Here is a 24,903-nt window from a genome sequence, read left to right on the forward strand (position 1 = left end):
CGGATCACTTCGGCAGCTGATCGGTGAACAGCAGGAAACCCGCCGTCAGGACCACCCAGATGCCGGAGAACGGCAGGAACACCTTCCAGCCCAGGCGCATGAGCTGGTCGTAACGGTAGCGCGGGAACGCGGCACGCGCCCAGATGAAGACGAAGAGGCAGAGCGCCACCTTCAGCGCGAACCACACCACGCCCGGTACCCAGGTGAACGGTGCGACATCGAACGGCGCCAGCCAGCCGCCCAGGAACAGGATCGTCACCATCCCGCTCATCAGGATCATGTTGGCGTACTCGCCCAGGAAGAACAGGGCGAAGGTCATGGACGAATATTCGACGTTGTAGCCGCTCACCAGCTCGGCTTCGGCTTCGGGCAGGTCGAAGGGATGGCGGTTGGTCTCCGCCAGGGCCGAGATGAAGAACAGGATGAACATCGGGAAGTGCGGAATGAAGTACCACAGGCCCTCGCGCTGCGCCTCCACGATATCCGACAGGTTCAGCGTCCCGGCCGTCAGCAGCACCGAGATGATGATCAGGCCGATGGAGACCTCGTAGGACACCATCTGCGCGCTCGACCGCATGCCGCCCAGGAAGGCGTACTTCGAGTTGGAGCCCCAGCCGGCCATGATGATGCCGTAGACGCCCAGCGACGACACCGCGAACAGGTACAGCACGCCGACGTTGATGTCGGCCAGCACCCACCCCTCGTTGAAGGGGATCACGGCCCAGCCGATCAGCGCCAGGATGAAGGTCAGCATGGGCGCCAGAACGAAGACGGCCCGGCTGGCGCCGGTCGGGATGACCGTTTCCTTCAGGAACAGCTTCGCGCCGTCGGCCAGCGGCTGCAGCAGGCCGAACGGCCCCACCACGTTGGGGCCGCGACGGAGCTGCATGGCACCGATGACCTTACGCTCGGCATAGGTCAGGTAGGCGACCGCCACCAGGATCGGCAACACGATCGCAAGAATTTGCGCGATGATGATCGCGCCCGGCCAGATGTAGCCTTCCCACAGCTCAGTCATCGGTCCCCGTCTTCTTCTCGTCGTTGCCGTTGATATACACGTCGGTGCACTCTGCCATGACCAGCGACGCCCGGCTGATGGGGTCGGTCATGTAGAAGTTCTCGATGGGCAGGGCGAACGCCTTGGCATCGGCCGACAGCGCAGTGTCGTCGCCGAAGGTCGCCCACTCCGCCGGAACGACTTCGTCGACGCGGCCGAACACCGCGTTGGCGGCGATCATGCGGTCGCGCAACTGCGCCAGCGTGTTGTACGGCAGGGTCTTGCCCAGCACTTCGGACAGGGCGCGGATGATGGTCCAGTCCTCGCGCGCCTCACCCGGCGGGAAGACGGCCAGGCGGCCGCGCTGGACACGCCCCTCGGTGTTCACCCAGGTCGCGTTCTTCTCGGTGTAGGCGGCACCCGGCAGGATGACGTCGGCACGGTGGGCGCCGCGGTCACCGTGGTGGCCCTGGTAGATGACGAAGGCCTTGCCCAACCGCTCGCCGGCGATCTCGTCGGCGTGATGCAGCCAGACGACCTCGACGTCGCCCTTGGCGGCGCCCTCGACGATGGCGCGGGTGTCACGGCCGCCCTCGCCCGGCACGAAGCCGACGTCCAGGCCGCCGACGCGGCCGGCGGCCGTGTGCAGAACGTTGAAGCCGTTCCAGTCCTCGGTCACCGCACCGACGGCATCGGCCAGCTTGCGCGCCGCACCAAGCACCTGGGCGCCGTCATCGCGCATCAGCGCGCCGGTGCCGACGATGATCATCGGCTTCTTCGCACCCTTCAGCACCTCGACGAAGGAGTGCTTGCCGTCCACCAGTTCCTGCAGGGTGGCCGGGCCCGTGCCCAGGTGATCATACTTGTAGGTCAGGTCGACGGCCTGGCCGACAAGGCCAATCTTGAAGCCGCCCATCAGGTAGCGCTTGCGGATGCGGGCATTCAGCACTGCGGCTTCCCAGCGCGGATTGGCACCCACGATGAGCAGCGCATCGGCCTCTTCGACGCCGGCGATGGTCGAGTTGAACAGGTAGCTCGCGCGCACCGCCGGGTCGACCTTCATGCCGTCTTGCCGGCAGTCGATGGAAGTGCTGCCCAGACCGGTCATCAGGTCCTTGAGAGCCGCCATGGACTCGACGTCGGCCAGATCGCCCGCGATGGCGGCGATCTTGTCGCCCGACACGCCGTTCAGCCTGGCGGCGATGGTCTCGAAGGCCTCCTTCCAGGTCGCCGGCTTCAGCTTGCCGTCCTTGCGGACGTACGGCCGGTCCAGGCGCTGACGCAGCAGGCCGTCGACGGCCTGGCGGGTCTTGTCGGAGATCCACTCCTCGTTCACGTCATCGTTGACGCGCGGCAGGACACGCATGACCTGCGGGCCGCGGCTGTCGACGCGGATGTTGGAGCCCACGGCGTCGAACACGTCGACGCTCTCGGTCTTCTTCAATTCCCACGGGCGGGCGTTGAAGGCGTAGGGCTTGTTGGTCAGCGCGCCGACCGGGCACAGGTCCACCACGTTGCCGGAAAGCTCGGAATGCAGGGCCTTCTCGACGTAGTTGGTGACCTCCATGTGCTCGCCACGGCCCGTCGCGCCCAGCTCGGGCACGCCGGCCACTTCCTGGGCGAAGCGGATGCAGCGCGTGCAGTGGATGCAGCGCGTCATCTGGGTCGCCACCAGCGGACCAAGGTACTTGTCCTTCACCGCGCGCTTGGCCTCGGCATAGCGGCTGGTGTCGGCACCGTAGGCCATGGCCTGGTCCTGCAGGTCGCACTCGCCGCCCTGGTCGCAGATGGGACAGTCCAGCGGGTGGTTGATCAGCAGGAATTCCATGACGCCCTTGCGGGCCTTCATGGCCATCGGGCTGTTGGTCTTGACGGTCATGCCGTCGGCCACCGGCATGGCGCAGGAGGCCGCCGGCTTCGGCGGGCCCGGCTGCACTTCCACCAGGCACATGCGGCAGTTGCCCGCAATGCTGAGACGCTCGTGGTAGCAGAACCGGGGAATTTCGACCCCCACCTGCTCGGCGGCCTGGAGGATCGTCGTCCCCGGCTCGACCTCGACCTCGATGCCGTCGATCGTCAGCTTAGGCATGTGATCTCACGTCCCCCAAATCAGGCCGCGGCGCCGGCGGCGGCGCGGTTGCGTTCCAGGATCTTCTGCTCCATCGCCGGACGGAAGCGGCGGATGAGGCCCTGCACCGGCCACGCGGCGGCATCGCCCAGCGCGCAGATGGTGTGGCCCTCGATCTGCTTGGAGACGTCGAAGAGCATGTCGATCTCCTCAACCGTCGCGTCGCCGCGCGCCATGCGCTCCATGACGCGCCACAGCCAGCCCGAGCCCTCGCGGCACGGGGTGCACTGGCCGCAGCTCTCGTGCATGTAGAAGCGCGACAGGCGGGCGATGACCTTCACGATGTCGGTGGACTTGTCCATCACCATCACGGCGGCGGTGCCCAGGCCCGAACCCGCTTCACGCAGGGAATCGAAGTCCATCAGCACGTCGTCAGCGGTCGCCTTGTCCAGCACCGGCACCGACGAGCCGCCGGGGATGATGGCCAGCAGGTTGTCCCAGCCGCCGCGCACGCCGCCGGCGTGCTTCTCGATCAGTTCCTTGAGCGGGATGCCCATTTCCTCTTCCACGTTGCACGGATTGTTCACGTGGCCGGAAATGCAGAACACCTTGGTGCCGGTGTTCTTGGGGCGTCCAAGGCCGGCGAACCACTCGCCGCCGCGCCGCAGGATGGTCGGGACGACGGCGATGGACTCGACGTTGTTCACCGTGGTCGGGCAGCCCCAGACGCCGACGCCGGCCGGGAACGGCGGCTTCAGGCGCGGCTGGCCCTTCTTGCCCTCCAGCGACTGGATGAGGGCTGTTTCCTCGCCGCAGATGTAGGCGCCCGCACCCCGGTGCACGTAGCACTCGAAGTCCCAGCCCGAACCGCAGGCGTTGGGGCCGATCAGGCCGGCCTCGCGGGCCTCCTGAATGGCGTATTCCAGGTTGTTGGCTTCCTGGACGAACTCGCCGCGAATATAGATGTAGGCGGCATGGGCGCCCATGGCGAAGGAGGCGAGCAGGCAGCCCTCGATCAGCTTGTGCGGATCGTGGCGCATCATGTCGCGGTCCTTGCAGGTGCCCGGTTCGCCTTCGTCGGCGTTGACCACCAGGTAGTGCGGACGCTCGCCCACTTCCTTGGGCATGAACGACCACTTCAGGCCCGTCGGGAAACCGGCGCCGCCGCGGCCGCGCAGGCCCGAGTCCTGGACTTCCTTGATGATCGCCTCGCGGCCACGCTCCAGCAGCGCCTTGGTGTTGTCCCAGTCGCCGCGCTTGCGGGCGCCGGCCAGGCGCCAGTCGTGGAAGCCGTAAAGGTTGGTGAAGATACGATCCTGGTCGCGCAGCATCAGCTGTCTCCCTCGGGCTTGAAGCCCTCCGTGTTCAGCGAGGTCAGGCCACCGGCCGGCGCCGAGGTCTGCCGCCCGATCTGGGAGCCGGGCTTCGGCGACTCGCCACGCTTCAGCGTGTCGATGATCGCCTTCATGCTGTCCTTGTCGAGATCTTCGTAGTAGTGATCACCGATCTGGATCATCGGCGCGTTCACGCAGGCGCCCAGGCACTCGGCCTCGGCCAGCGAGAACTGGCCGTCGCCGGTGGTCTCGCCGACGCCGATGCCAAGATGCTCGGAGCATGCGCCGACGATCTCGTCGGACCCGCGCAGCATGCAGGCCACGTTGGTGCACACTTCGATGTGGTGCTTACCGACGGGCTTGAGCTTGTACATGGTGTAGAAGGTCGCCACCTCGTACACGCGCATCGGCGGCACGTCGAGCATGTCGGCGATGTAGTCCATCGCCGCCTTGCTGACCCAGCCTTCCTGACGCTGTGCGAGGTCGAGAAGCGGCATGGTGGCGGAGCGCTGGCGGCCTTCCGGATACTTGGCGATGATGGCCTTGGCGCGGCCCATCATCTCGTCCGTGAAGGCGAAGCTCGCCGGCTGCTGGATATCCTGGTCTACTGCACTCATCGGTCAATCTCACCGAACACGACATCAATGGAGCCGATGATCGCCGGAATGTCGGCGAGCATGTGTCCCTTGGCCATCATGTCCATGGCCTGCAGGTGGACGAACCCCGGCGAGCGGATGTAGCAGCGGTAAGGCCGGTTTGTCCCGTCCGCCACCAGATAGACACCGAACTCGCCCTTGGGCGCCTCGGTCACCGTGTAGGTTTCGCCGGCGGGCACGTGGAAGCCCTCGGTGAACAGCTTGAAGTGGTGGATGAGCGCCTCCATGGAGCGCTTCATCTCGCCGCGCTTGGGCGGCGTCACCTTGTTGTTCTCCACACGCACCGGACCGGGCTTCATCTTGTCGAGGCACTGCTCGATGATGTCGAGCGACTGGCGCATTTCCTCGACGCGCACGAGATAGCGGTCGTAGCAGTCGCCCGCCTTGCCGACCGGGATGTCGAACTCGACCTGGTCATAGGCGTCGTAGGGCTGCGACTTGCGCAGGTCCCAGGCATATCCGCAGGCGCGCAGGTTCGGCCCCGTGAAGCCCCAGTCGAGAGCCTGCTCCGGCGTCACCACGCCGATGTCGACGGTGCGCTGCTTGAAGATGCGGTTCCCCGTGATCATGGTTTCCAGGTCACGGATGTACTGGCGGTAGTGCGGCACCCAGGTCCGGATGTCCTCCACTAGGCCTTCCGGCAGGTCCCACGCCACGCCGCCGGGGCGGAAGTAGTTGGCGTGCATGCGCGCGCCCGACGCCCGCTCTGTGAACTCGAACAGCGTCTCACGCTCCTCGAAGCCCCACAGCATGGGGGTCATGGCGCCCACGTCCATGGCGTAGGAGGTGATGTTGAGGATGTGGTTGGCGATGCGCGTCAGCTCGGCGTACAGGGTGCGGATCCACTTGGCCCGCTCCGGCACCTCGATGCCCAGCAGCTTCTCCACGGCCAGCACCCACGAGTGCTCCATGTTCAGCGGCGAGCAATAGTCCAGCCGGTCGAAGTACGGGCCGGCCTGGAGGTAGGTCTTGTACTCGATGAGCTTCTCGGTGCCTCGGTGCAGCAGGCCGACGTGCGGGTCGGCGCGCTCCACGATCTCGCCCGCCAGTTCCAGGACCAGGCGCAGCACGCCGTGGGCCGCCGGGTGCTGCGGGCCGAAGTTGACGCTGGTCGAGGTGTTCAGCGTGAGGTTCTTGATTTCAGCTTCGGGCATGTCACTTCTTCCCCTTGTCGCCCAGCTGCACCTGATCGGGCTCGGTGGCCTTCTCGTCGCCCGGCAGGCTGTAGGGATGGGTCAGGCCTTCCCAGGGGCTGAGGAAGTCCCACGAGCGGAAGTCCTGCTGCAGCTTCACCGGCTCGTAGACGACACGCTTCTGCTCGTCGTCGTAGCGCAGTTCCACGTAGCCCGTGAGCGGGAAGTCCTTGCGCAGCGGATGCCCCTCGAAGCCGTAGTCCGTCAGGATGCGGCGCAGGTCCGGGTTCTCGGCGAAGATCACGCCGTACATGTCCCACACCTCGCGCTCGAACCAGCCGGCGGTAGAGAATACCGGCACCATGGACGGCACCGGCGTCATGGCGTCGGTGGTGCATTTCACCATGATGCGCGTGTTGTGCTTCATGCTCAGCAGCATGTAGATCACCTCGAAGCGCTCCTCGCGCTCCGGATAGTCGGCGCCGGTGATGCCGACAAGCTGCGAGAACAGGCAGTTGCTGTCATCGCGCAGGAAGGTCAGCACCTTGGGCACCGAGCCGCGGGTCACGGACACGATCAGCTCGTCCTGAGCGAAGTCGGTCGTTATGACGTCCTGCGGAAACTGAGCGGCGACGTATTCGCCGAGGTCCCGCAGCGTCTGGATCTGTTCGTCGGTCTGAATCATGGGTCCTTCGCCGATCGTTCCGGGCCTCAGCGCAGCAGGGTGCCGGTGCGCTGGATCTTCTTCTGCAGCTGCAGAATGCCGTAGACCAGCGCCTCCGCCGTCGGCGGGCAGCCGGGCACGTAGACGTCGACCGGCACGATGCGGTCGCAGCCGCGCACCACCGAATAGCTGTAGTGATAGTAGCCGCCGCCGTTGGCGCAGCTGCCCATGGAGATCACCCAGCGCGGCTCGGCCATCTGGTCATAGACCTTGCGCAGCGCCGGCGCCATCTTGTTGCACAGCGTGCCGGCGACGATCATCACGTCGGACTGACGCGGGCTGGGCCGCGGCACGACGCCGAAGCGGTCCAGGTCGTAGCGCGGCATGTAGGCGTGCATCATCTCGACAGCGCAGCACGCCAGACCGAAGGTCATGGGCCACAGCGAGCCCGTGCGGGCCCAGTTCACAAGCGAATCGACCGTGGAAAGGACGAAACCCTTCTCCGTCAACTCGTGCTGGACGCCCTTGATCAGGGCGTCCTGATCCGCGGTCGGGGGAACGGCGCCGGTCGGCTGAGGACCGGCAACACCCTTGTTCACTCCCATTCCAGTGCTCCCTTGCGCCACTCGTAGATGAAGCCGATGGTCAGCACGCCCAGGAAGACCATCATCGACCAGAAGGCGAACTCGCCCGTCGCGCCCAGGCTGACGGCCCAGGGGAACAGGAAGGCGATTTCCAGGTCGAAGATGATGAACAGGATCGCCACCAGATAGTAGCGGACCTCGAACCGGCTGCGCGCGTCGTCGAACGCCTCGAAACCGCACTCGTAGGCGGAGTCCTTTTCAACATCCGGGTGCTGCGGCGCGACGATGTACGACGCTCCGACGGCGACCGCCGAAACGACGACTGCGATCCCGATAAAGATCAGGATCGGCAGATATTCCCGGAGCAGATCCTCCATGGCGATGCTCCTGCTCTCCCAACTGCGTTGGCGGCTGCGTTACTCGGCGGGCTATACGGTGTCGGCGGTTCCGTGGAGCATCCGACGGGGTAGGAAATGCTCCGGCGAGGCCTTGGGGAGGGACCCGCACGTATCCGGGTTCGAAGGACCCGGCGTCGGAAATGGCAACGCCGCTGTTTGCCTGGGCCGCGTAATGCCTCCGTGCCTCGTTAAGACCGATCCGCGGCAGCCCGACCGTTCCCAGAAAATGGGCGTCGCGTGGTCGGGACCCAACCACCCGACCGGGTGGACTCCCCCGCGGGATGCGGCGATGTAACCCGCCGGTTCCCGCCAAGTCAAGAGAACAAGCCCGTTGACAAGCAAGTTTCCGCACTGCCGAAATCAGCCCGTGCAACGGTGGTGCGGCCCCACCGGCCGAGGTGCGCGGATGCTCCGTGCCGATCGGCCCGCCGCACCGCCTTTCGATCCAGAGACAGGAAGGCCAACCCCATGCCCGCCCGCACCGTGTCGCGTACCGTTCCGTACTCGCCGGAGCAACTGTTCGACCTCGTGGTCGATGTCGAGCACTACCCGCTGTTCGTGCCCTCCTGGGCGGCGGCGCGCGTCATCAAGCGCCTGCCCGACGGCGGATACCGCACCGACCAGATCCTGCGGGTCGGCCCCATGCGCGAGGAGTTCATCACGGAGACCCACGTCGACCGCCCCAACCGCATCGAGGTGGTGGACGTGAAGGGCCCGTTCGATCATCTTCACATTCTCTGGAATTTCACGCTCGTGCCGGAAGGCGCCTGCCATATTGACCTGTCCGTCGACGTGCAGCTGCGCTCGCGGGCGTTGCGGGCGCTGAGCAGCCTTCTGGCTGGGGACAGCGTGGAGCGCCTCGTCCACGCATTCGAAGAGCGCGCCCGCCACGTCTATGGCCCGCCGCATCCGCTTGCGCAGGCCGTCGCCCGCGATGCCGACACCGCCGCCGCGTCCTCCCGCCGCTCGCTCTGACCGCCTGGACGGGTAGAAGGAAAGACACATTGAACGACCGTTTCTTGCCCCGCACCTCGCCCGCCGACGACGCTTCAGACCCCATCAGCCGCTCCTCTCCGCACACCGCCGCCGCCACTGTGCCGGCGGGCGGTGCCTGCGGAACCGGCGCCGCCGCGGTTCCGGCCTACCTGAGCGAAACTTACACCTGGGCCTATCTCAGCGATCTGGGCACGAAGGTGTTCGACAAGCACCTGATCGTGCAGGCCATCCTGTGGGGGAACGCCGACCGGCTGATCGACAGCGTGGTGGCCGAACTGAAGCCGGGATGGCGGGTGCTTCAGCCGGCTTGCGTCTACGGCGATTTCAGCCTGCGGCTTGCCCGGGCGCTGGGGCCGACGGGACGGCTGGACGTGCGCGACATCGCCCCCATCCAGGTGGCGCTGACTCGGCGAAAACTGGCGGGTGTCGCCCAGGCGACCGTCGACCAGGAGGACGCCGCCGCCCCGGGAAAAGGCCCCTACGACGCCGTCGCGTGCTTCTTCCTGTTGCACGAGGTGCCCGAGGAATACAAGCGCGCCATCGTCAACAACATGCTGGATGCCGTTGGGCCCGACGGCACGGTCATCTTCGTGGATTACCACCGCCCGCGTGCGGCGCACCCCCTCAAGCCCGTTATGAGCCTGGTGTTCGACCGCCTGGAGCCCTTCGCCAAGGCCTTGTGGGACCGCGAGATCATGGACTATGCCGACCACCCGGAGGCATGGACCTGGAAGAAGACCACGGTGTTCGGCGGGATGTACCAGAAGGTGATCGCCCGGCGCCGAACGTGACCGCAGATTATCCGACTTTTCCGCTCATGTATCTGAAATAGAACGATATTTCACAAGCTGCTCGTAGATTAGGATTTACGAATTTGCTATAATCCCCCATGGACGCGGACCCAGGCGATCCGCGTTCGCATGGTTCATACAGACCCGGGGGACAGGGCGATGATCACGCGAACACAGCGTCCCGGCCTCGGCCGTCTGGCCGCGGCGGGATTGAGCGCGATGACCTTCGCCGTCCTCGTCTGGACGACCCCAGCCGCCGCCGCGGACGTGATGGCCCAGCTGCCGTCCGCGACGACCGCCACGGCCTCCAAGGCGACGACGGCGGATCATAGCAAGTTCAAGGAGTTGAAAGGCCCCTTTGCGACGGGACCCGAGGTCACCGAAGCGTGCCTCGACTGCCATACCGAAGCGGCCGATCACATCCAGCAGACCACCCACTGGACCTGGGCCTTCGACCATCCGGTCACCGGGCAGGACCTGGGAAAGCGCAACGTCATCAACAACTTCTGCGTCGCGACCGCCACCAACTGGCCGCGCTGCACCAGTTGCCACATTGGCTATGGCTGGACCGACGACAAGACCTTCGACTTCGCCGCCGAGCGCAACGTCGACTGCCTCGTCTGCCACGACACCACGGGCGACTACAAGAAGTTCCCGACGGGCGCCGGCCACCCGACCTATGAGCCGAAGGAATTCCCGCCGAAATCCGGCAACATCTGGCAACCCCCGGACCTGGTGAAGATCGCCCAGAACGTCGGCCCCACCAGCCGCGAGACCTGCGGCGCCTGCCACTTCTACGGCGGCGGCGGCGATGCGGTGAAGCATGGCGACCTGGACAGCACCATGGCCCGGCCCTCCAAGGCGCTGGACGTGCACATGGCGCCCGACGGGCTGAATTTCCAGTGCTCCACCTGCCACACCACGGGCAGCCACGAAGTCACCGGCAGCCGCTACGTCACCAAGGCCGTGGACCGGCTTGGTATCGACGTGCCGGGCCACACCGACGACACCCGCGCCACCTGCGAGTCGTGCCACGCCATGACCCCGCACGAAGAGGCCAAGCTAAACGACCACACCGACGTGGTCGCGTGCACCACCTGCCACGTGCCCGAGTTCGCACGCGGCGGCAAGGCCACCAAGATGTGGTGGGACTGGTCGACCGCGGGCAAGCTGAACGAGCAGGGCAAGCCCTTCACCATCAAGGACGAGGCCGGCACGGACGTCATCTACGACACCAAGAAGGGTGACTTCCTGTGGGAAGCCAACGTCGTGCCCGAGTATCGCTGGTTCAACGGCGCCATCGAGTACACGCTTCTCAACGACACCATCGATCCCTCCGGCGTCGTGCCCATCAACACGCTGGGTGGCGGCCCAGGCGACCCCGACTCGCGCATCTGGCCGTTCAAGATCATGCGCGGCAAGCAACCATACGACTCGGTGAACAACCTGCTGGCCGTCCCGCACCTGTTCGGCAAGGACGAAAGCGCCTTCTGGGGTGCTGGCAAGTTCGACTGGATCAAGGCCATCGAGGCCGGCATGCAGGCGCGCGACGTCGACTTCAGCGGCGAGTACGATTTCGTCGAGACCGAGTATTCCTGGCCCATCGTGCACATGGTCGCGCCGAAGGACGAGGCCCTGGAGTGCGAGTCCTGCCACGCGGAAAACGGCCGCCTGGCCAACCTGGGCGGGTTCTACATGCCCGGCCGCGGTGACTTCGGCTGGCTGAACACTCTCGGCTGGTCGCTGGCCGGCCTGACCCTCATCGGCGTCATCGTCCATGCGCTGCTGCGCGTGGTCGGCGCCAGCCGCAGGAAATAGGAGGCAACCATGGCACGCGAGGTCATGTTCACCCGTTTCGAGCGGCTGTGGCACTGGACCCAGGCCCTGATCATCGTCGGCCTTGCGATCACCGGGTTCGAGGTGTTCGGCAGCTGGAGCGTCTTCGGCTACGAGACCGCGACGGGACTGCACCAGGTGCTCGCCTGGCTTCTGCTCGGCCTGTGGGCGCTCGCCATGTTCTGGCACATGACGACCGGCGAATGGCGGCAGTACATCCCCACGTTCAGGAACATGGGCGCGGTGATGCGCTACTACACCGCCGGCATCTTCGATCCCAGCATCCAGCACCCCTACAAGCCGACCCGCAAGGCCAAGCACAACCCCATGCAGCGCCTGGCCTACCTGGGCTTCCTGGTGGTCATCATGCCCGTGCTGTGGATCACCGGCCTGCTGTACATGTTCTACAACGGCTGGGAGGCCCTGGGCCTTGGGTTCCTGAGCCTGGGCGCGGTTGCCCTGGTGCACGTGCTGGCGGCCTTCGCCCTGGTGCTGTTCTTCATCGGCCACGTCTACATGGGCTTCACCGGCCGCCCCGCCACGGCCTACGTCAAGGCCATGATCACCGGTTACGGCCACGACCACTCGGAGGGCGAAACGCCCTCCACCAGCCGGCCCCGGCCCGCCGAGTGAGTCACACACGCCCTACCCCAACGGGCGGGGCCGCCGCGGGTGCGCGGCGGCCCCGTGGTGCGTCCGGCCACCGGCCACGCTTGGATTTTTCAAAGACCATGAAATCTCTGTAACTTTCGGAGGAACACTCGCCCCTGCCCTTTTTGCAGCGATAATCTTTGGTATGGTGTTGGGGCTGCGGCACAGGAGGAGAGGTTTTTTCCATGGACGTAATCAAGACCGACGTCGCCATCGTCGGCGCGGGTGGAGCGGGCTTGCGGGCGGCCATCGCCTGCGCCGAGGCCGACCCGTCGCTCAACGTGGCCCTGATCAGCAAGGTGCTGCCCATGCGCAGCCACACGGTCGCAGCCGAGGGCGGCGCGGCGGCGGTCATCAAGGAGAACGACAGCCTCGAGAACCACTTCAACGACACGGTATCCGGCGGTGACTGGCTGTGCGACCAGGACATCGTCGAGCTGTTCGTCAACGAGGCGCCCAAGGAGATGATGCGCCTGGAGCACTGGGGCTGCCCCTTCTCGCGCGATCCCGACGGCCGCATCGCGGTGCGCCCCTTCGGCGGGATGAAGGTGGAGCGCACCTGCTACGCCGCCGACAAGACGGGCTTCCACCTGCTGCACACCCTGTTCCAGACCTCCATGAAGTTCCCCTCGGTCAAGCGCTACGACGAGTTCTTCACGATCGACCTGATCGTGGAGGACGGCCGCGCCCGCGGCGTGGTCGCCATGGAGATCCGCACCGGCAAGCTGTTCGCCTTCGCCGCCAAGGCGGTCATCATCTGCACCGGCGGCGCCGGCCGCGTCTTCCCCTTCACCACCAACGGCGCCATCAAGACCGGCGACGGCATGGCCATGGCCTACCGCGCCGGCGTGCCGCTGAAGGACATGGAGTTCGTCCAGTACCACCCGACGGGCCTGCCGGGCACCGGCATCCTGCTGACGGAAGGCTGCCGCGGCGAAGGCGGCATCATGGTCAACAAGGACGGCTACCGCTACCTGCAGGACTACAACCTGGGCCCGCCGGACCCGTGGCCGCGCAAGAAGGCCATGGAACTGGGCCCGCGCGACCGCCTGTCCCAGGCCTTCTGGCACGAGCAGCAGAAGGGCCGCACCATCAGCGGCCCCTACGGCGACGTCGTCCACCTGGACCTGCGGCATCTGGGCGAGGAGAAGATCAACGAGCGCCTGCCCTTCGTCCGCATGCTGGCCAAGAGCTACGTGGGCGTCGACCCCGTCACCGACCCCGTTCCGGTGCGCCCGGTCATCCACTACACCATGGGCGGCATCGACTGCGACATCGGCGCGGCGACCTGCCTGCCGGGCCTCTACACCGCCGGCGAGGCCTCCTGCCTGTCCATCAACGGCGCGAACCGGCTGGGTTCCAACTCCCTGACGGAGCTTCTGGTGTTCGGTCGCCGCGCCGGCGAGCACGCCGCCGCCTTCGCCCGCTCCACCGAAGGGCAGACCGGCGGCGACAGGTCCGTCGCCAGCGCCGCCGACGCCCTGGCGGGACGGGTCACGGACCTGCTGGACGAGCGCCACGGCACGGAGAGCATCGCCGGCCTGCGCAAGGAAATGACGGCGACCATGGAATCGGGCTGCGGCATCTATCGCTCCGAGGACACGCTCAAGGAGACCACCGCCAAGCTGGCCGAACTGCGCGAGCGCTTCCAGCGGGTCCATGTCACCGACAAGAGCCGCGTCTTCAACACCGAGCTGATGCACGCCATCGAGGTCGGCAACATGCTGGAACTGGCCGAGGCCATGGCGCACTCGGCCCTGGAACGCAAGGAAAGCCGCGGCGCCCACCAGCGCCTGGACCATACCGCGCGCGACGACACCAACTACCTGACCCATTCCATGGCCGTGCGCGGCAAGGGCCTGGAGGCGCCGCGCATCGAATACAAGGACGTGGTCATCACCAAGTCCCAGCCGGCCGAGCGCGTCTACGGCGGAGAGGCGAAATGACGGAACGCATGATCGAGTTCGAGGTGCTCCGGTATCGCCCGGACACCGACCACGAACCCGTCTTCGAGACCTACCGGGTCCCGTGCAACGAGGACTGGGTGGTCCTGGACGCCCTGAACCACATCAAGGACGAGATAGACGGCACGCTGTCGTACCGCTGGAGCTGTCACATGGCCGTCTGCGGGTCCTGCGGCATGCAGGTCAACGGCGAGCCCAAGCTGGCCTGCAAGGCCTTCGTCCGCGACTACGGCGACCGCATCCGGGTGGAGCCGCTGGCGACCTTTCCCATCGAGCGGGACCTCGTCGTCGACATGGACGACTTCACCGACAAGCTGCAAAGCGTCAAGCCCTGGATCATCCGCGAGGACGGCGAGAAGCCGGCCGAAGAAGGCGAATACCGCCAGTCCATGGGCGAGCTGCGCAAGTTCCGGCAGTTCAGCATGTGCATCAACTGCATGCTCTGCTACTCCGCCTGTCCGCAGTACGCCCTGAACCCCGAGTTCATCGGCCCGGCCGCCCTGGCGCTGGCCCACCGCTACAACCTGGACAGCCGCGATCAGGGCGCCGAGCAGCGCCGCGACGTGGTCGCCAGCCACGCGGGTGTCTGGGACTGCACCTTCGTCGGCCAGTGCTCTGCCGTCTGCCCCAAGGACGTTGACCCGGCCGCGGCCATCCAGCAGGGCAAGATCGAAAGCTCGAAAAACTTCTTCCTCGACCTGCTGAAGCCCAAGAAGACGGGAGCGAAGTGACATGGCGAGCCCCGACACGTCCCACACCTCCGCCCCGGCCACCGGCGGCTCCGCAGTCTCCGGCGGCGGGCAGCGCAAGCCCTTCCGCCGCCCGTGGAAGAACGACTGGTGGCTGCACAAGCGCGCATTCACCCTCTACATGATCCGCGAGCTGAGCTGTGTCGCGCTGGCTGCATATTCCGCCGTGCTGATCTACGGCTTGGGCCGGCTGGCGGACGGCCGCGAGGCCTGGGACGGCTTCGTCGTCTCGCTGTCGTCGCCCGCCTTCCTGACCTTTCATGTGCTGGCGTTGGCGCTGATGCTCTACCACACCATCACGTGGTTCAGCCTGACGCCCAAGGCCATGCCGATCATGCGCGGCGACAACTTCGTGCCGGGCCGCTACATCATCGGCGCGCACTACGCTGCCTGGGCGGTGGTGTCGCTGATCGTGCTCATCATCGCGGGGGTCGTCTGAGCCATGATGCACCGTAGCAAGTCCAAACCCATCTTCTGGGGCCTGTTCGCCGCCGGCGGCACCGTCTCGGCCTTCCTGGCGCCGGTGATGATCCTGATTACGGGCATCCTGGTGCCGCTGGGGATCATGACGGACGCCCTGTCCTACGACACCATGCACGCCTTCGCCGGCAGTTGGATCGGCAAGATCATCCTGTTCGGCGTGCTGACGCTGTTCCTCTGGCACTTCGGCCACCGAATGCGCGTGACCCTGCACGACCTGGGCATCCACAACAAGGGCCTCGCCGTCGTCGTGTGCTACGGCCTCGCGGGGATCGGCACGCTCTGGGCGCTGGTGACTCTGTTGAGCATCTGAGAACGCTGGCGCGCTTGGGGCTCCCGCCCCAAGCCCCGGCCGGGAGGCGCAGCCTCCCGAACCCGCCAGTTATTCAGAGCATGGCCGGCGCCGGATGGCAGGCAGCGGCAAAAGCTTCCGGCTGCTTTATATTTAAGAAAAAATTGACGGTGTGGAGGCTTCCGCCTCCACCGGGCTGCGGGGCCGGCCCCGCGTGCCGCAGGCGCTCATGCCGATGCCCGCTGCCCTTCCCTGCCACCCAGCAACTGCACCAGGGCAGCCTTCTTCGGCAGGCCGGTGACCTCGATCCTGGCTTCGAACACCGTGTTGGCGTTGATGTTGCGCAGGGTCTCGATGCCCTTGCGGTCCAGCAGGCCCTCCAGCACCGATCCGGCGGCCGGAATTTCGCGGCAGTCGGTCATCAGGCTGCACCCGCCTCCGTTGACTTCCACCAGCGCGACCCGGCGCCGGGCGTTGACGGCAATCACCACTCCAAGCATGGCGTGTCCTCCCGTCGGACCATCGTTTGTTATTACTAAGGGTCCCGCTATCTGGGCGGATCGTCAACGATGCCATACGGCCGTATGCCCTCCGGCACAGCCGCCATGCGACCTATTCCGCCGCCGCGCCCATGCAGGCGTTGAGGAACTGCCGGTCACGGTCCAGGTAGGCCACCAGAAGAGTCGCCACGCCGGCATAGAAGCCGTCAGGGTCGTGAGCGTCGCAGGCATCCCGGAAAGCGGGTAGCCACGAAAGGAGGTTGTCGTCGATGAAGGTGCGCTGCTCGCGACAGGTCGTCACCAGTTCGGCGACCGCGTCGACGGGCGTATCCGACGCCGCAGCGGCGGGGTGCGCCTTCCGCCACACCGCCAGGCTTTTCTCCGACGTCTGCGCCATAACGTCCAGCAGCACCGCAACGTGATCCGGGTCGCTGGGCAGGCTTGGCCGCAGCCCCAGCCCGGAATGGCGCAGCAGAGCCTTCATGCGTCCCAGAATGTCGGCCTTGTGGGGCGCGACCGGCGCACTCACGGAAGGCGCCGTGCCCCCTTCCCCGTCGTCGCCTCCGCCAGAGCGGTTCCAGATGGAGGCGCGGGGAATGGCAGCGCCCTTCTCGAACAACACATGGAAATCATCGGCAAGCGCCGCGGCCAGCTCCTTGTCGGACCCGCCATGGTCCAGGGCGGCTTCCATGCGTCTGGCGCCGTCAGCAAGCGCGGGCTGGGCTGCCAGGTTATCCAGCACCGCCCGCCCCGGGCCCTGCCGGTAGGCGCGCAGCAGCACCGGGTCCAGCCGGTCGGCAAACAGCCCGGCGAACCAGCGGTACAGTTCGGCCCGTCGCAGGCTTTCCCTGATGAAGGCGGCGCTGGTGGGCGTCGCGGTGCTGGAGGATGGCGGATTCGTCATGCGCGGGCTCCCGACGGCCGCTCACATGGTGGGTGGCCGGTGGTTCCCGCGCGGCGCGGACAGTGTTCCTTGGCCCCCAATGGAGCCGCGCCCCGCACCGGGCGGGAGGATGGTGGGCGGTGACGGGTTCGAACCGCCGACCCTCTCGGTGTAAACGAGATGCTCTACCAGCTGAGCTAACCGCCCGTCGAAGCGACACCGTCTTAACGACAGCCGCCTGATATGAAAAGAAAAACCGGCACGATGTTCCGTGTCAAGCGCCGCGGGAACGAAGAAGGCCGGCCCCGGGGCCGGCCTTTTCCGCAGGATGCGTCCGGGCTTAGCCGTTGACGGCGTCCTTGAGGCCCTTGCCAGCCTTGAACTTGGGCTGCTTCGAAGCCGGAATCTTGATGGTTTCGCCGGTGCGCGGGTTGCGGCCTTCGCTGGCGGCACGCTCGGCGACGGCGAAGGTGCCGAAACCGACCAGGCGCACTTCGTCGCCCTTCTTCAGGGCGTCGGTGATGGAGTTGAAGACACCGTCCACGGCCTTGGTGGCATCGGCCTTCGACAGGCCGCTGGAATCCGCGACGGCGGCAACGAGATCGTTCTTGTTCACTAGAGGGCCCCCTCTGCTAAAAGCAAAGACAAAAACTCGGTCCAATCAATTCGGTCAATTAGACCCTTGATTTAACGGAAGGGAGTTTAAGGCGGGCCTTCCAAGCCCGTCAATCCGGGAAACGCCGTTTTCCCCAGTTTTTCGCCATTTTCAGGCCCATACCCCTGTGGATCAGCGGGTCTTTCGCGTCACCTGAGGCTGATCGGGCACAAGAAAAGATAAACTTTTACGCTATTTCTGCTTCCGATTCGGCAAATATCTCCACAAGACCTTCCAAGCATAGACCCGGACGACCACGAAAAAAGGGCCGGACATGCGTCCGGCCCCGATGTCCTCATCCCAATTCAGGATCAGTGGGTAATAATGGCGTCCCCGCCGTCACCCTCGGTGGACTTCACGGCCGGAGCCGCCTCGTCTTCGGCCTCGCTCCATTCAATGGGCGTCAGGTCGTTGACCAGCGCATGTTCCAGCACCTCGTCCACAGTGGAGACCGGAATGATCTTCAGGCCGCGCTTCACGTTGTCGGGAATCTCGGCAAGATCCTTTTCATTGTCGCGCGGGATCAGCACCCGCTTTATACCGCCACGCAGGGCCGCAAGCAGTTTCTCCTTCAGGCCGCCGATGGGCAGGACACGACCGCGCAGAGTGATCTCGCCGGTCATGGCGATGTCCCTGGCGACCGGATTGCCCGTCAGCGCCGAGACGATGGAGGTGCACATGGCGGTGCCGGCCGACGGGCCGTCCTTGGGCGTCGCGCCCTCAGGCACGTGCACGTGGATGTCGCGCTTCTCGAACACCGTCGGCTTGATGCCGAAGGACACCGCCCGCGAGCGGACGTAAGACCGCGCCGCCTGGATGGACTCCTTCATGACGTCACCCAGCTGGCCGGTCAGCGTGACATTGCCCTTGCCGGGCAGCATGACGCTTTCCACCGAAAGCAGCTCACCGCCGACTTCGGTCCAGGCCAGGCCGGTCACCACGCCCACCAGGTCCTCGCGCTCCGCCTCGCCATAGCGGTACCGGCGCACGCCGGCGTACTTGCCGAGATTACGGCGCGTGATGCCGATCTTCTTGAGCTTGCTCTCCACCAGGCGCTTGATCGCCTTGCGCGACAGGTTGGCCAACTCGCGCTCAAGGTTGCGGACGCCGGCCTCGCGCGTGTAGTAGCGCACCAGGTCGCGCAGCGCGTCGTCGCTGATGGTGAACTCCGCCTTCTTCAGGCCGTGCGCTTCCATCTGCTTGGGGATGAGGTGGCGCTTGGCGATCTCGACCTTTTCGTCCTCGGTGTAGCCGGACAGGCGGATGATTTCCATGCGGTCCATCAGCGGCTGCGGCATCCGCAGCGTGTTGGCCGTGGTGACGAACATCACGTCCGACAGGTCGTAGTCGACCTCCAGGTAATGGTCGGCGAAGGTGGAATTCTGCGCCGGGTCCAGCACCTCCAGCAGCGCCGAAGACGGATCGCCGCGCCAGTCGGCGCCCAGCTTGTCAATCTCGTCCAGCAGGAAGAAGGGGTTCGACGACTTGGCCTTCTTCATGCCCTGGATGATCTTGCCGGGCATGGAGCCGATGTAGGTGCGGCGGTGACCACGGATCTCGCTTTCGTCACGCACGCCGCCCAGCGACATGCGCACGAAATTGCGGCCCGTCGCCTTGGCGATGGATTCGCCCAGCGACGTCTTGCCGACGCCCGGCGGGCCGACGAGGCACAGGATCGGACCCTTGAGCTTCTTGGTGCGCTGCTGCACCGCGAGGTACTCCAGGATGCGTTCCTTGACCTTCTCCAGGCCGTAGTGGTCGTCGTTCAGAACCTTGCTGGCGCGCTTCAGGTCGTAGTTGACGCGCGTCTTGTTCTGCCAGGGGATCGAGAGGATCCAGTCCAGGTAATTACGCACCACCGTGGCTTCCGCCGACATGGGGCTCATGGTGCGCAGCTTTTTCAGCTCGGCCTGGGCCTTTTCCTTGGCCTCCTTCGAGAGCTTGGTCTTGTTGATCCGCTCCTCGAACTCGGCGGCCTCGTCCTTGCCTTCCTCACCCTCGCCGAGTTCCTTCTGAATGGCCTTCAACTGCTCGTTCAGATAGTACTCGCGCTGGGTCTTCTCCATCTGCCGCTTGACGCGGTTGCGGATCTTCTTTTCGACCTGCAGGACGCCGATCTCGCTTTCCATGAAGCCGTAGACGCGCTCAAGACGCTCGGCGACCGTGGTGCTTTCCAGCAGTTCCTGCTTGTCGGCGATTTTCAGCGACAGGTGGCTGGCGACCGTGTCGGCCAGCTTGGCCGGGTCCTCGATCTGGTTGATGGAAACCAGGACCTCGGGCGGAATCTTCTTGTTGAGCTTGATGTACTGCTCGAACTGCGCCACCACCGAACGCGACAGGGCCTCAAGCTCCTGGTTGTCGGCCTGCTCGTCGTCCAGCAGCTCGACCTCGGCCTGGAAGAAGTCTTCCGTGCCGGTGTAGTTCTTGATACGGGCACGCTGGCCGCCCTCGACCAGCACCTTCACGGTGTCGTCGGGCAGTTTCAGCAGCTGCAGCACGGTCGAAACCGTGCCGACGGTGTAGATGTCGTCGGGGTCGGGGTTGTCCTGGGCCGCGTTCTTCTGCGCGACCAGCAGGATCTGCTTGTCCTCCGCCATGACGTCTTCCAGGGCCTTCACCGACTTCTCGCGGCCGACGAACAGCGGCACGATCATGTGCGGGAACACCACGATGTCACGCAGCGGCAGAACGGGGAGGATGTCTTCGCGACCAGTCTCCACGACAGTATCCCTCTTTTATTGCTTGGCGGCCGGTTGACGCACCGCCAGATTAACCGGCTCGTCCGACCGATATGGGAGGCTCGGACGCCGGCGACCAGGGGTGGGAAGCACACAAGGCCCGGTCGCCCCGGTACTGGGCGCGACCCTGTCCGGGCGCTGGCGCTTGTAAGGAAGGGCGCCTAGGCGCCCTTCCCCACTTCCTCGGAGCGGTCCGAGTAGATGTAGAGCGGCGTTGCGCGGTGCTCGGCAACCTCGCGGTTGACCACCACTTCCTCGACGCCTTCCATGCCCGGCAGGTCGAACATGGTTTCCAGCAGGATGCCCTCGATGATGGAGCGCAGGCCGCGGGCGCCGGTCTTGCGCTCGATGCCCTTGCGGGCGATGGCGCGCAGGGCGTCGTCCGTCAGGCTGAGCTTGACGTCCTCCATCTCGAACAGCTTCTGATACTGCTTGACCAGGGCGTTCTTCGGGCCCGTCAGGATCTCGACCAGGGCGTCCTCGTCCAGGTCCTCCAGCGTCGCGATGACCGGCAGGCGGCCGACGAACTCGGGGATCAGGCCGTACTTCAGCAGGTCCTCGGGCTCGACACCACGCAGGATCTCGCCCATGCGGCGCTCCTCCGGGTCCTTCACGTCGGCGCCGAAGCCGATGGACGTGCCCTTGCCGCGCTGGCTGATGATCTTGTCCAGACCCGCAAAGGCGCCGCCGCAGATGAACAGGATGTTGGTCGTGTCCACCTGCAGGAATTCCTGCTGCGGATGCTTGCGGCCACCCTGCGGCGGCACGCTGGCGACCGTGCCTTCCATGATCTTCAGCAGGGCCTGCTGCACGCCCTCGCCCGAGACGTCGCGGGTGATGGACGGGTTGTCGGACTTGCGGCTGATCTTGTCGATTTCGTCGATGTAGACGATGCCGCGTTGCGCACGCTCGACGTTGTAGTCCGCCGACTGCAGCAGCTTGAGGATGATGTTCTCCACATCCTCGCCGACGTAGCCGGCCTCGGTCAGCGTGGTCGCGTCGGCCATGGTGAACGGCACGTCAAGAATACGCGCCAGCGTCTGGGCCAACAGCGTCTTGCCACAACCCGTCGGACCGACCAGCAGGATGTTGGACTTGGCGATCTCCACGTCGGGCGACTTGCCGCCGCCGTGCTGAAGCCGCTTGTAGTGATTGTGCACCGCCACCGACAGCACCCGCTTGGCGTGGGGCTGGCCGATCACGTAGTCGTCCAGCACGCCGAGAATGTCGCGGGGTGACGGGACGCCGTCGCGGGAGCGGACAAGACTGCTCTTGTTCTCCTCGCGAATGATGTCCATGCACAGTTCCACGCATTCATCGCAAATGAATACCGTCGGACCGGCGATGAGCTTGCGCACCTCGTGCTGGCTCTTCCCGCAGAACGAGCAGTACAGGGTGTTCTTGGATGAATCGCCGCCAGAGGACTTCGTCATCGTGTCTCCACTCCGTGCGCGGCCGAAAATGCCGGCGCGCCCTGATCTTTTCGCGGCCTGCCGGCCCGCTGGACTTCCATGTTAGCCGGACCGTCCGGCCCAAAACAATGCCTAAAACCTCTACGCCCTTGCCAGCGTAACGGATCGGTCATCGTTGGTGCAACATGGGGAGATGGCGGCAGGGCCGCAAGGTATTGGCAGGTTTGCCTGATCGTCCCGAAAGGCGGGTCAGGCGGGCGGCGGGCATGGTCCGAGGCGGCGGTCAGAGACCATACCCTGGTACCGGCGGCGACGGACGGAAACCGCCCGCCGCGCCGGACGAGGGGCCGGCACACAAATGGTGCCGGCCGAGGGTCCGCTTATTTCTCGCCTTCGCCCTCGCCCTTCTTCTGGCCCCCTTCTTCGCGGGCCTTGGCCTCGGCCTCGCGGCTGAGCACGACGCTGTCGATCAGGCCGAAGGCCTTGGCCTCCTCGGGCGTCAGGAACTTATCGCGCTCCATGGCCTTCTCGATCTCCTCGAGCGGCTGGCCCGTGTGCTTGACGTAGATCTTGTTCAGCCGGTCGCGGATGGACAGGATTTCCTTGGCGTGGATCTCGATGTCCGCCGCCTGACCCTGGAAGCCGCCGGACGGCTGGTGGACCATGATGCGCGAGTTGGGCAGGGAGAAGCGCTTCTCCGGGGCGCCACCGGCCAGCAGCAGCGAGCCCATGGAGGCCGCCTGGCCGATGACCATGGTGGCGACGTCGCACCGGATGTACTGCATGGTGTCGTACATCGCCAGGCCCGACGTCACCACGCCGCCCGGCGAGTTGATGTAGAACGCAATGTCCTTCGACGGGTTGTCCGCCTCCAGGTACAGCATCTGGGCGCACACCAGGGCGGAGACGTTGTCCTCCACCGGGCCGGTGAGGAACAGGATGCGTTCCTTCAGCAGCCGCGAATAGATGTCGTAGGACCGCTCCCCGCGGTTGGTCTGCTCGACCACCATGGGGACCAGGTAGTTGTTATAGACGTCGATCGGATCACGTTCTCTCATCGGCTCCATCCATTGCTGTGGTTCCCCGATATGCGGGGCGATCCGCTCTCATGCAATCGGGGCGGCGGCCGGAAAGCCACCGCCCCGACAGTCTCATGCGACGCGAGGGGACGCGACGGACGCCGTCACGCGGACGTCTCGCCCTCGTCCTTGCCCGCCTCGTCTTCGCCGGCCTCGGCCTCGTCCGCCTTCTTGGCGGCGGCCTTCTTGGCAGGAGCCTTCTTCTTGGCAACGGCCTTCTTCTTGGGCTTGTCCTCGCCCTCGCCTTCGGCCTCCTCGCCGTCCTGCTGCATCAGCTCCTCGACGCTGACCGGCTTGTCCTCGACCTTCGCCACCTCGAGGATGTAGTCGACGACCTTGTCCTCGTAGATGGGGGCGCGGAGCTGGTTGATGGCGTCCTGGTTCTGCAGGAAGTACTGGAACACCGCTTGTTCCTGACCGGGGTACCGGGTCGCCTCGGCCATGATGGCGCGGTTGAGGTCATCCTGGTTGACCTGGATCTCGTTCTTCTGGCCGACCTCGGACAGCAGCAGGCCCAGGCGCACGCGGCGCTCGGCCAGCTTGCGATAGTCGTCCTTCAACTCGTCGTCGGACTTGCCCTCGTCCTCGGGGTCCAGGTTGCCCTGTTCCTTGGCCTGCTCGACCTGCTTCCAGATGCCGTCGAACTCCATGTCGACCATGGACTGCGGCACGGGGAAGTCGTGGGCGTCGGACAGCTTGTCCAGCAGCTCGCGCTTGACCTTCTGGCGGGCGACCTTGTCGTACTCGCCCTGGATCTGCTCGCGAATGGCGGTCTTCAGCGCCTCCAGGTCGTCCATGCCGACCTTCTTGGCCAGCTCGTCGTCGATCTCGGGAACCTTGGGCTCGCGGATTTCCTTGACGGTGACGTCGAAGGTGACTTCCTGGCCGGCCAGGTGCTCGGCAGGGTAGTCCTCGGGGAAGGTCAGGGTGACGACCTTCTCCTCGCCGGCCTTCATGCCGACGACCTGGTCCTCGAAGCCCGGAATGAAGGTGCCCGAGCCGATTTCAAGGCTGTAGTCCTCGGCCTTGCCGCCCTCGAATTCCTCGCCGCCCTTCTTGCCGACGAAGTCGATCACGGCGACATCGCCGTTCTTGACCTTGCGGGCCTTGCTGGCGACCGGCTCGCTGGACTTCTGGCCCTCGGCGATGCGCTGCAGCGCGTCCTCGACTTCCTTCTCGTCGACCTCGGCCTTGGGGCGGGTCAGTTCGAGGGTGGAAAAGTCAACCGGCGTGATCTCGGGCAGGACCTCGACGGACATGGTGAATTCCAGGTCCTTGCCCTCGTCGAAGGCCTCGATGTCGATCTTGGGCTGCATGGCGGGACGCAGCTCGCGCTCGGCCACCGTCTTCTCGGCGGCTTCCTGAACCGACTGCTCGAGAACCTCGCCCATGACGGCGGAGCCGTAGCGCTTCTTCATCAGGCTGACGGGCACCTTGCCGGGACGGAAGCCCGGCATCTTGACCTGCGTGCTCAGCTCCTTCAGGCGAGCCTCGCTCTTCGCGGCGATATCGGCGGCGGGCACAACCACCTTGAAATCGTGCTTCAGGCCCTCGGCGTTGGTTTCAGTAACCTGCATCTGGAGTCTCTATTCGTGAATTCGTTGATCGACTCGGCGGGCGAGCCACGGCGTGGCGCGGTTATAGCAGACTAAACCCCCGCCGCAACGGGGTGAGGCAAAAAACGGCGCCGCGTGGGCCCGCCACCGGCCGGAAGGAGGGCCGGCGCGGCATGAATGTTTGGTGCGGCCGGAGGGACTCGAACCCACACACCTTGCGGCGCTGGAACCTAAATCCAGTGCGTCTACCAGTTCCGCCACGGCCGCGTCGGAAACCGGTCTTGTGCAACGGATGGCCCCGCGCGTCAAGGGCTGGCGCCAGTCCGACGCCGCACCACACCGCTTCCCGGCCATGCACCTTGGTATACATCGTTACGCCATATGACCCTCATATACCCCTCTCGGCCTTTTCGCCGCCTGGAAAATCGTATATGACAACCGTCGACGGCGCGGCCCCGGGGACAAGTCGGGCGGCGTGGGGGATGAC

23 protein-coding genes and 2 tRNA genes are annotated in these 24,903 nt (G+C 65.6%); 8 read left to right on the forward strand and 17 right to left on the reverse strand.

Going from position 1 to position 24,903, the window contains the following annotated elements; all coding sequences use genetic code 11:
• Nucleotides 1–4 precede the first annotated feature (4 nt).
• From nuoH to LG334_RS13835, 8 genes are read right to left on the reverse strand one after another with little or no spacing between them, the layout of a single operon-like run.
• Nucleotides 5–1,018, reverse strand: coding sequence for an NADH-quinone oxidoreductase subunit NuoH (nuoH, locus tag LG334_RS13800; RefSeq protein ID WP_404378913.1), 1,014 nt, complete (start codon nucleotides 1,016–1,018; stop codon nucleotides 5–7).
• A complete protein-coding gene (gene nuoG / locus LG334_RS13805) occupies nucleotides 1,011–3,086 on the reverse strand; it encodes an NADH-quinone oxidoreductase subunit NuoG (RefSeq protein ID WP_404378915.1) in 2,076 nt (691 codons plus the stop codon). Before nuoG ends, nuoH begins: the two co-directional genes overlap by 8 nt.
• Before the next feature lie 20 nt (nucleotides 3,087–3,106).
• Nucleotides 3,107–4,396, reverse strand: a complete 1,290-nt coding sequence (nuoF, locus tag LG334_RS13810; RefSeq protein WP_404378916.1) for an NADH-quinone oxidoreductase subunit NuoF — start codon at nucleotides 4,394–4,396, stop codon at nucleotides 3,107–3,109.
• The gene (gene nuoE / locus LG334_RS13815) at nucleotides 4,396–5,016 is read right to left on the reverse strand and encodes an NADH-quinone oxidoreductase subunit NuoE (RefSeq protein WP_404378917.1); all 621 of its coding nucleotides are present in this window, start codon (nucleotides 5,014–5,016) and stop codon (nucleotides 4,396–4,398) included. The genes nuoF and nuoE overlap by 1 nt, the downstream gene beginning before the upstream one ends.
• Nucleotides 5,013–6,209: an NADH-quinone oxidoreductase subunit D gene (locus tag LG334_RS13820; RefSeq protein ID WP_404378918.1), complete on the reverse strand. Its 1,197-nt coding sequence runs from the start codon at nucleotides 6,207–6,209 to the stop codon at nucleotides 5,013–5,015. The genes nuoE and LG334_RS13820 overlap by 4 nt, the downstream gene beginning before the upstream one ends.
• Nucleotide 6,210: 1 nt before the next feature.
• Nucleotides 6,211–6,873: an NADH-quinone oxidoreductase subunit C gene (locus LG334_RS13825; RefSeq protein WP_404378919.1), complete on the reverse strand. Its 663-nt coding sequence runs from the start codon at nucleotides 6,871–6,873 to the stop codon at nucleotides 6,211–6,213.
• A gap of 26 nt (nucleotides 6,874–6,899) precedes the next feature.
• Nucleotides 6,900–7,457, reverse strand: coding sequence for an NADH-quinone oxidoreductase subunit B family protein (locus LG334_RS13830; protein ID WP_043644482.1), 558 nt, complete (start codon nucleotides 7,455–7,457; stop codon nucleotides 6,900–6,902).
• Nucleotides 7,448–7,813, reverse strand: coding sequence for an NADH-quinone oxidoreductase subunit A (locus LG334_RS13835; protein ID WP_009540300.1), 366 nt, complete (start codon nucleotides 7,811–7,813; stop codon nucleotides 7,448–7,450). The genes LG334_RS13830 and LG334_RS13835 overlap by 10 nt, the downstream gene beginning before the upstream one ends.
• A 489-nt stretch (nucleotides 7,814–8,302) precedes the next feature.
• Between LG334_RS13835 and LG334_RS13840 the strand changes: the two genes are divergently transcribed.
• From LG334_RS13840 to frdD, 8 genes are all read left to right on the forward strand, one after another.
• Nucleotides 8,303–8,809, forward strand: a complete 507-nt coding sequence (locus LG334_RS13840; RefSeq protein ID WP_404378921.1) for a type II toxin-antitoxin system RatA family toxin — start codon at nucleotides 8,303–8,305, stop codon at nucleotides 8,807–8,809.
• 29 nt (nucleotides 8,810–8,838) lie between these two features.
• Complete coding sequence (gene rquA, locus LG334_RS13845; RefSeq protein ID WP_404378922.1) at nucleotides 8,839–9,621, forward strand: rhodoquinone biosynthesis methyltransferase RquA; 783 nt, start codon at nucleotides 8,839–8,841, stop codon at nucleotides 9,619–9,621.
• A 219-nt stretch (nucleotides 9,622–9,840) separates the two neighbouring features.
• A complete protein-coding gene (locus LG334_RS13850) occupies nucleotides 9,841–11,439 on the forward strand; it encodes a tetrathionate reductase family octaheme c-type cytochrome (protein WP_404378924.1) in 1,599 nt (532 codons plus the stop codon).
• 9 nt (nucleotides 11,440–11,448) lie between these two features.
• On the forward strand, nucleotides 11,449–12,090 hold the full coding sequence (locus LG334_RS13855; protein ID WP_404378925.1) for a cytochrome b/b6 domain-containing protein: 642 nt from the start codon (nucleotides 11,449–11,451) through the stop codon (nucleotides 12,088–12,090).
• Nucleotides 12,091–12,293: 203 nt separating this feature from the next.
• Entirely contained in the window at nucleotides 12,294–14,054 is a 1,761-nt protein-coding gene (frdA, locus tag LG334_RS13860; RefSeq protein ID WP_404378926.1) for a fumarate reductase (quinol) flavoprotein subunit, read from the forward strand.
• On the forward strand, nucleotides 14,051–14,803 hold the full coding sequence (locus LG334_RS13865) for a succinate dehydrogenase/fumarate reductase iron-sulfur subunit (protein WP_404378928.1): 753 nt from the start codon (nucleotides 14,051–14,053) through the stop codon (nucleotides 14,801–14,803). Before frdA ends, LG334_RS13865 begins: the two co-directional genes overlap by 4 nt.
• Before the next feature lies 1 nt (nucleotide 14,804).
• Nucleotides 14,805–15,260 (forward strand): hypothetical protein, encoded by a 456-nt coding sequence (locus LG334_RS13870; RefSeq protein WP_404378929.1) that lies wholly within the window; start codon nucleotides 14,805–14,807, stop codon nucleotides 15,258–15,260.
• A gap of 3 nt (nucleotides 15,261–15,263) precedes the next feature.
• Nucleotides 15,264–15,614 (forward strand): fumarate reductase subunit FrdD, encoded by a 351-nt coding sequence (frdD, locus tag LG334_RS13875; protein ID WP_404378930.1) that lies wholly within the window; start codon nucleotides 15,264–15,266, stop codon nucleotides 15,612–15,614.
• Between the two features lie 206 nt (nucleotides 15,615–15,820).
• On the opposite strand, the gene LG334_RS13880 is transcribed toward frdD, so the two are convergent.
• From LG334_RS13880 to LG334_RS13920, 9 genes are all read right to left on the reverse strand, one after another.
• Complete coding sequence (locus tag LG334_RS13880) at nucleotides 15,821–16,093, reverse strand: hypothetical protein (protein ID WP_404378931.1); 273 nt, start codon at nucleotides 16,091–16,093, stop codon at nucleotides 15,821–15,823.
• Between the two features lie 112 nt (nucleotides 16,094–16,205).
• Nucleotides 16,206–16,997 (reverse strand): molecular chaperone TorD family protein, encoded by a 792-nt coding sequence (locus LG334_RS13885; protein ID WP_404378933.1) that lies wholly within the window; start codon nucleotides 16,995–16,997, stop codon nucleotides 16,206–16,208.
• Between the two features lie 110 nt (nucleotides 16,998–17,107).
• Nucleotides 17,108–17,183, reverse strand: a tRNA-Val gene (locus tag LG334_RS13890).
• Nucleotides 17,184–17,316: 133 nt separating this feature from the next.
• Nucleotides 17,317–17,592, reverse strand: coding sequence for an HU family DNA-binding protein (locus LG334_RS13895; protein WP_009540312.1), 276 nt, complete (start codon nucleotides 17,590–17,592; stop codon nucleotides 17,317–17,319).
• Between the two features lie 350 nt (nucleotides 17,593–17,942).
• On the reverse strand, nucleotides 17,943–20,351 hold the full coding sequence (gene lon / locus LG334_RS13900) for an endopeptidase La (protein WP_404378935.1): 2,409 nt from the start codon (nucleotides 20,349–20,351) through the stop codon (nucleotides 17,943–17,945).
• A 179-nt stretch (nucleotides 20,352–20,530) separates the two neighbouring features.
• Complete coding sequence (gene clpX, locus LG334_RS13905) at nucleotides 20,531–21,802, reverse strand: ATP-dependent Clp protease ATP-binding subunit ClpX (protein ID WP_009540315.1); 1,272 nt, start codon at nucleotides 21,800–21,802, stop codon at nucleotides 20,531–20,533.
• A 359-nt stretch (nucleotides 21,803–22,161) separates the two neighbouring features.
• Complete coding sequence (locus tag LG334_RS13910; RefSeq protein ID WP_404378937.1) at nucleotides 22,162–22,839, reverse strand: ATP-dependent Clp protease proteolytic subunit; 678 nt, start codon at nucleotides 22,837–22,839, stop codon at nucleotides 22,162–22,164.
• Between the two features lie 125 nt (nucleotides 22,840–22,964).
• Nucleotides 22,965–24,437: a trigger factor gene (gene tig, locus LG334_RS13915; protein ID WP_404378939.1), complete on the reverse strand. Its 1,473-nt coding sequence runs from the start codon at nucleotides 24,435–24,437 to the stop codon at nucleotides 22,965–22,967.
• A 161-nt stretch (nucleotides 24,438–24,598) separates the two neighbouring features.
• A tRNA-Leu gene (locus LG334_RS13920) sits at nucleotides 24,599–24,683 on the reverse strand.
• Nucleotides 24,684–24,903: the final 220 nt, after the last annotated feature.

Source organism: Caenispirillum salinarum (assembly GCF_044803115.1).
GTDB classification, from domain to species: Bacteria; Pseudomonadota; Alphaproteobacteria; order Rhodospirillales; family Rhodospirillaceae; genus Caenispirillum; species Caenispirillum salinarum_A.

Excerpts from the sequence above, each read along its gene's own strand:
- LG334_RS13830 (WP_043644482.1), bottom strand. The coding sequence starts at position 7,457 with ATGGGAGTGAACAAGGGTGTTGCCGGTCCTCAGCCGACCGGCGCCGTT.
- nuoF (WP_404378916.1), bottom strand. The coding sequence starts at position 4,396 with ATGCTGCGCGACCAGGATCGTATCTTCACCAACCTTTACGGCTTCCAC.
- LG334_RS13820 (WP_404378918.1), bottom strand. The coding sequence starts at position 6,209 with ATGCCCGAAGCTGAAATCAAGAACCTCACGCTGAACACCTCGACCAGC.
- LG334_RS13870 (WP_404378929.1), top strand. The coding sequence starts at position 14,805 with ATGGCGAGCCCCGACACGTCCCACACCTCCGCCCCGGCCACCGGCGGC.
- LG334_RS13840 (WP_404378921.1), top strand. The coding sequence starts at position 8,303 with ATGCCCGCCCGCACCGTGTCGCGTACCGTTCCGTACTCGCCGGAGCAA.
- LG334_RS13825 (WP_404378919.1), bottom strand. The coding sequence starts at position 6,873 with ATGATTCAGACCGACGAACAGATCCAGACGCTGCGGGACCTCGGCGAA.
- LG334_RS13855 (WP_404378925.1), top strand. The coding sequence starts at position 11,449 with ATGGCACGCGAGGTCATGTTCACCCGTTTCGAGCGGCTGTGGCACTGG.
- nuoH (WP_404378913.1), bottom strand. The coding sequence starts at position 1,018 with ATGACTGAGCTGTGGGAAGGCTACATCTGGCCGGGCGCGATCATCATC.
- clpX (WP_009540315.1), bottom strand. The coding sequence starts at position 21,802 with ATGACGAAGTCCTCTGGCGGCGATTCATCCAAGAACACCCTGTACTGC.
- nuoE (WP_404378917.1), bottom strand. The coding sequence starts at position 5,016 with ATGAGTGCAGTAGACCAGGATATCCAGCAGCCGGCGAGCTTCGCCTTC.
- nuoG (WP_404378915.1), bottom strand. The coding sequence starts at position 3,086 with ATGCCTAAGCTGACGATCGACGGCATCGAGGTCGAGGTCGAGCCGGGG.
- LG334_RS13850 (WP_404378924.1), top strand. The coding sequence starts at position 9,841 with ATGACCTTCGCCGTCCTCGTCTGGACGACCCCAGCCGCCGCCGCGGAC.
- LG334_RS13865 (WP_404378928.1), top strand. The coding sequence starts at position 14,051 with ATGACGGAACGCATGATCGAGTTCGAGGTGCTCCGGTATCGCCCGGAC.
- LG334_RS13880 (WP_404378931.1), bottom strand. The coding sequence starts at position 16,093 with ATGCTTGGAGTGGTGATTGCCGTCAACGCCCGGCGCCGGGTCGCGCTG.
- tig (WP_404378939.1), bottom strand. The coding sequence starts at position 24,437 with ATGCAGGTTACTGAAACCAACGCCGAGGGCCTGAAGCACGATTTCAAG.
- frdD (WP_404378930.1), top strand. The coding sequence starts at position 15,264 with ATGATGCACCGTAGCAAGTCCAAACCCATCTTCTGGGGCCTGTTCGCC.
- frdA (WP_404378926.1), top strand. The coding sequence starts at position 12,294 with ATGGACGTAATCAAGACCGACGTCGCCATCGTCGGCGCGGGTGGAGCG.
- LG334_RS13910 (WP_404378937.1), bottom strand. The coding sequence starts at position 22,839 with ATGAGAGAACGTGATCCGATCGACGTCTATAACAACTACCTGGTCCCC.
- LG334_RS13885 (WP_404378933.1), bottom strand. The coding sequence starts at position 16,997 with ATGACGAATCCGCCATCCTCCAGCACCGCGACGCCCACCAGCGCCGCC.
- LG334_RS13835 (WP_009540300.1), bottom strand. The coding sequence starts at position 7,813 with ATGGAGGATCTGCTCCGGGAATATCTGCCGATCCTGATCTTTATCGGG.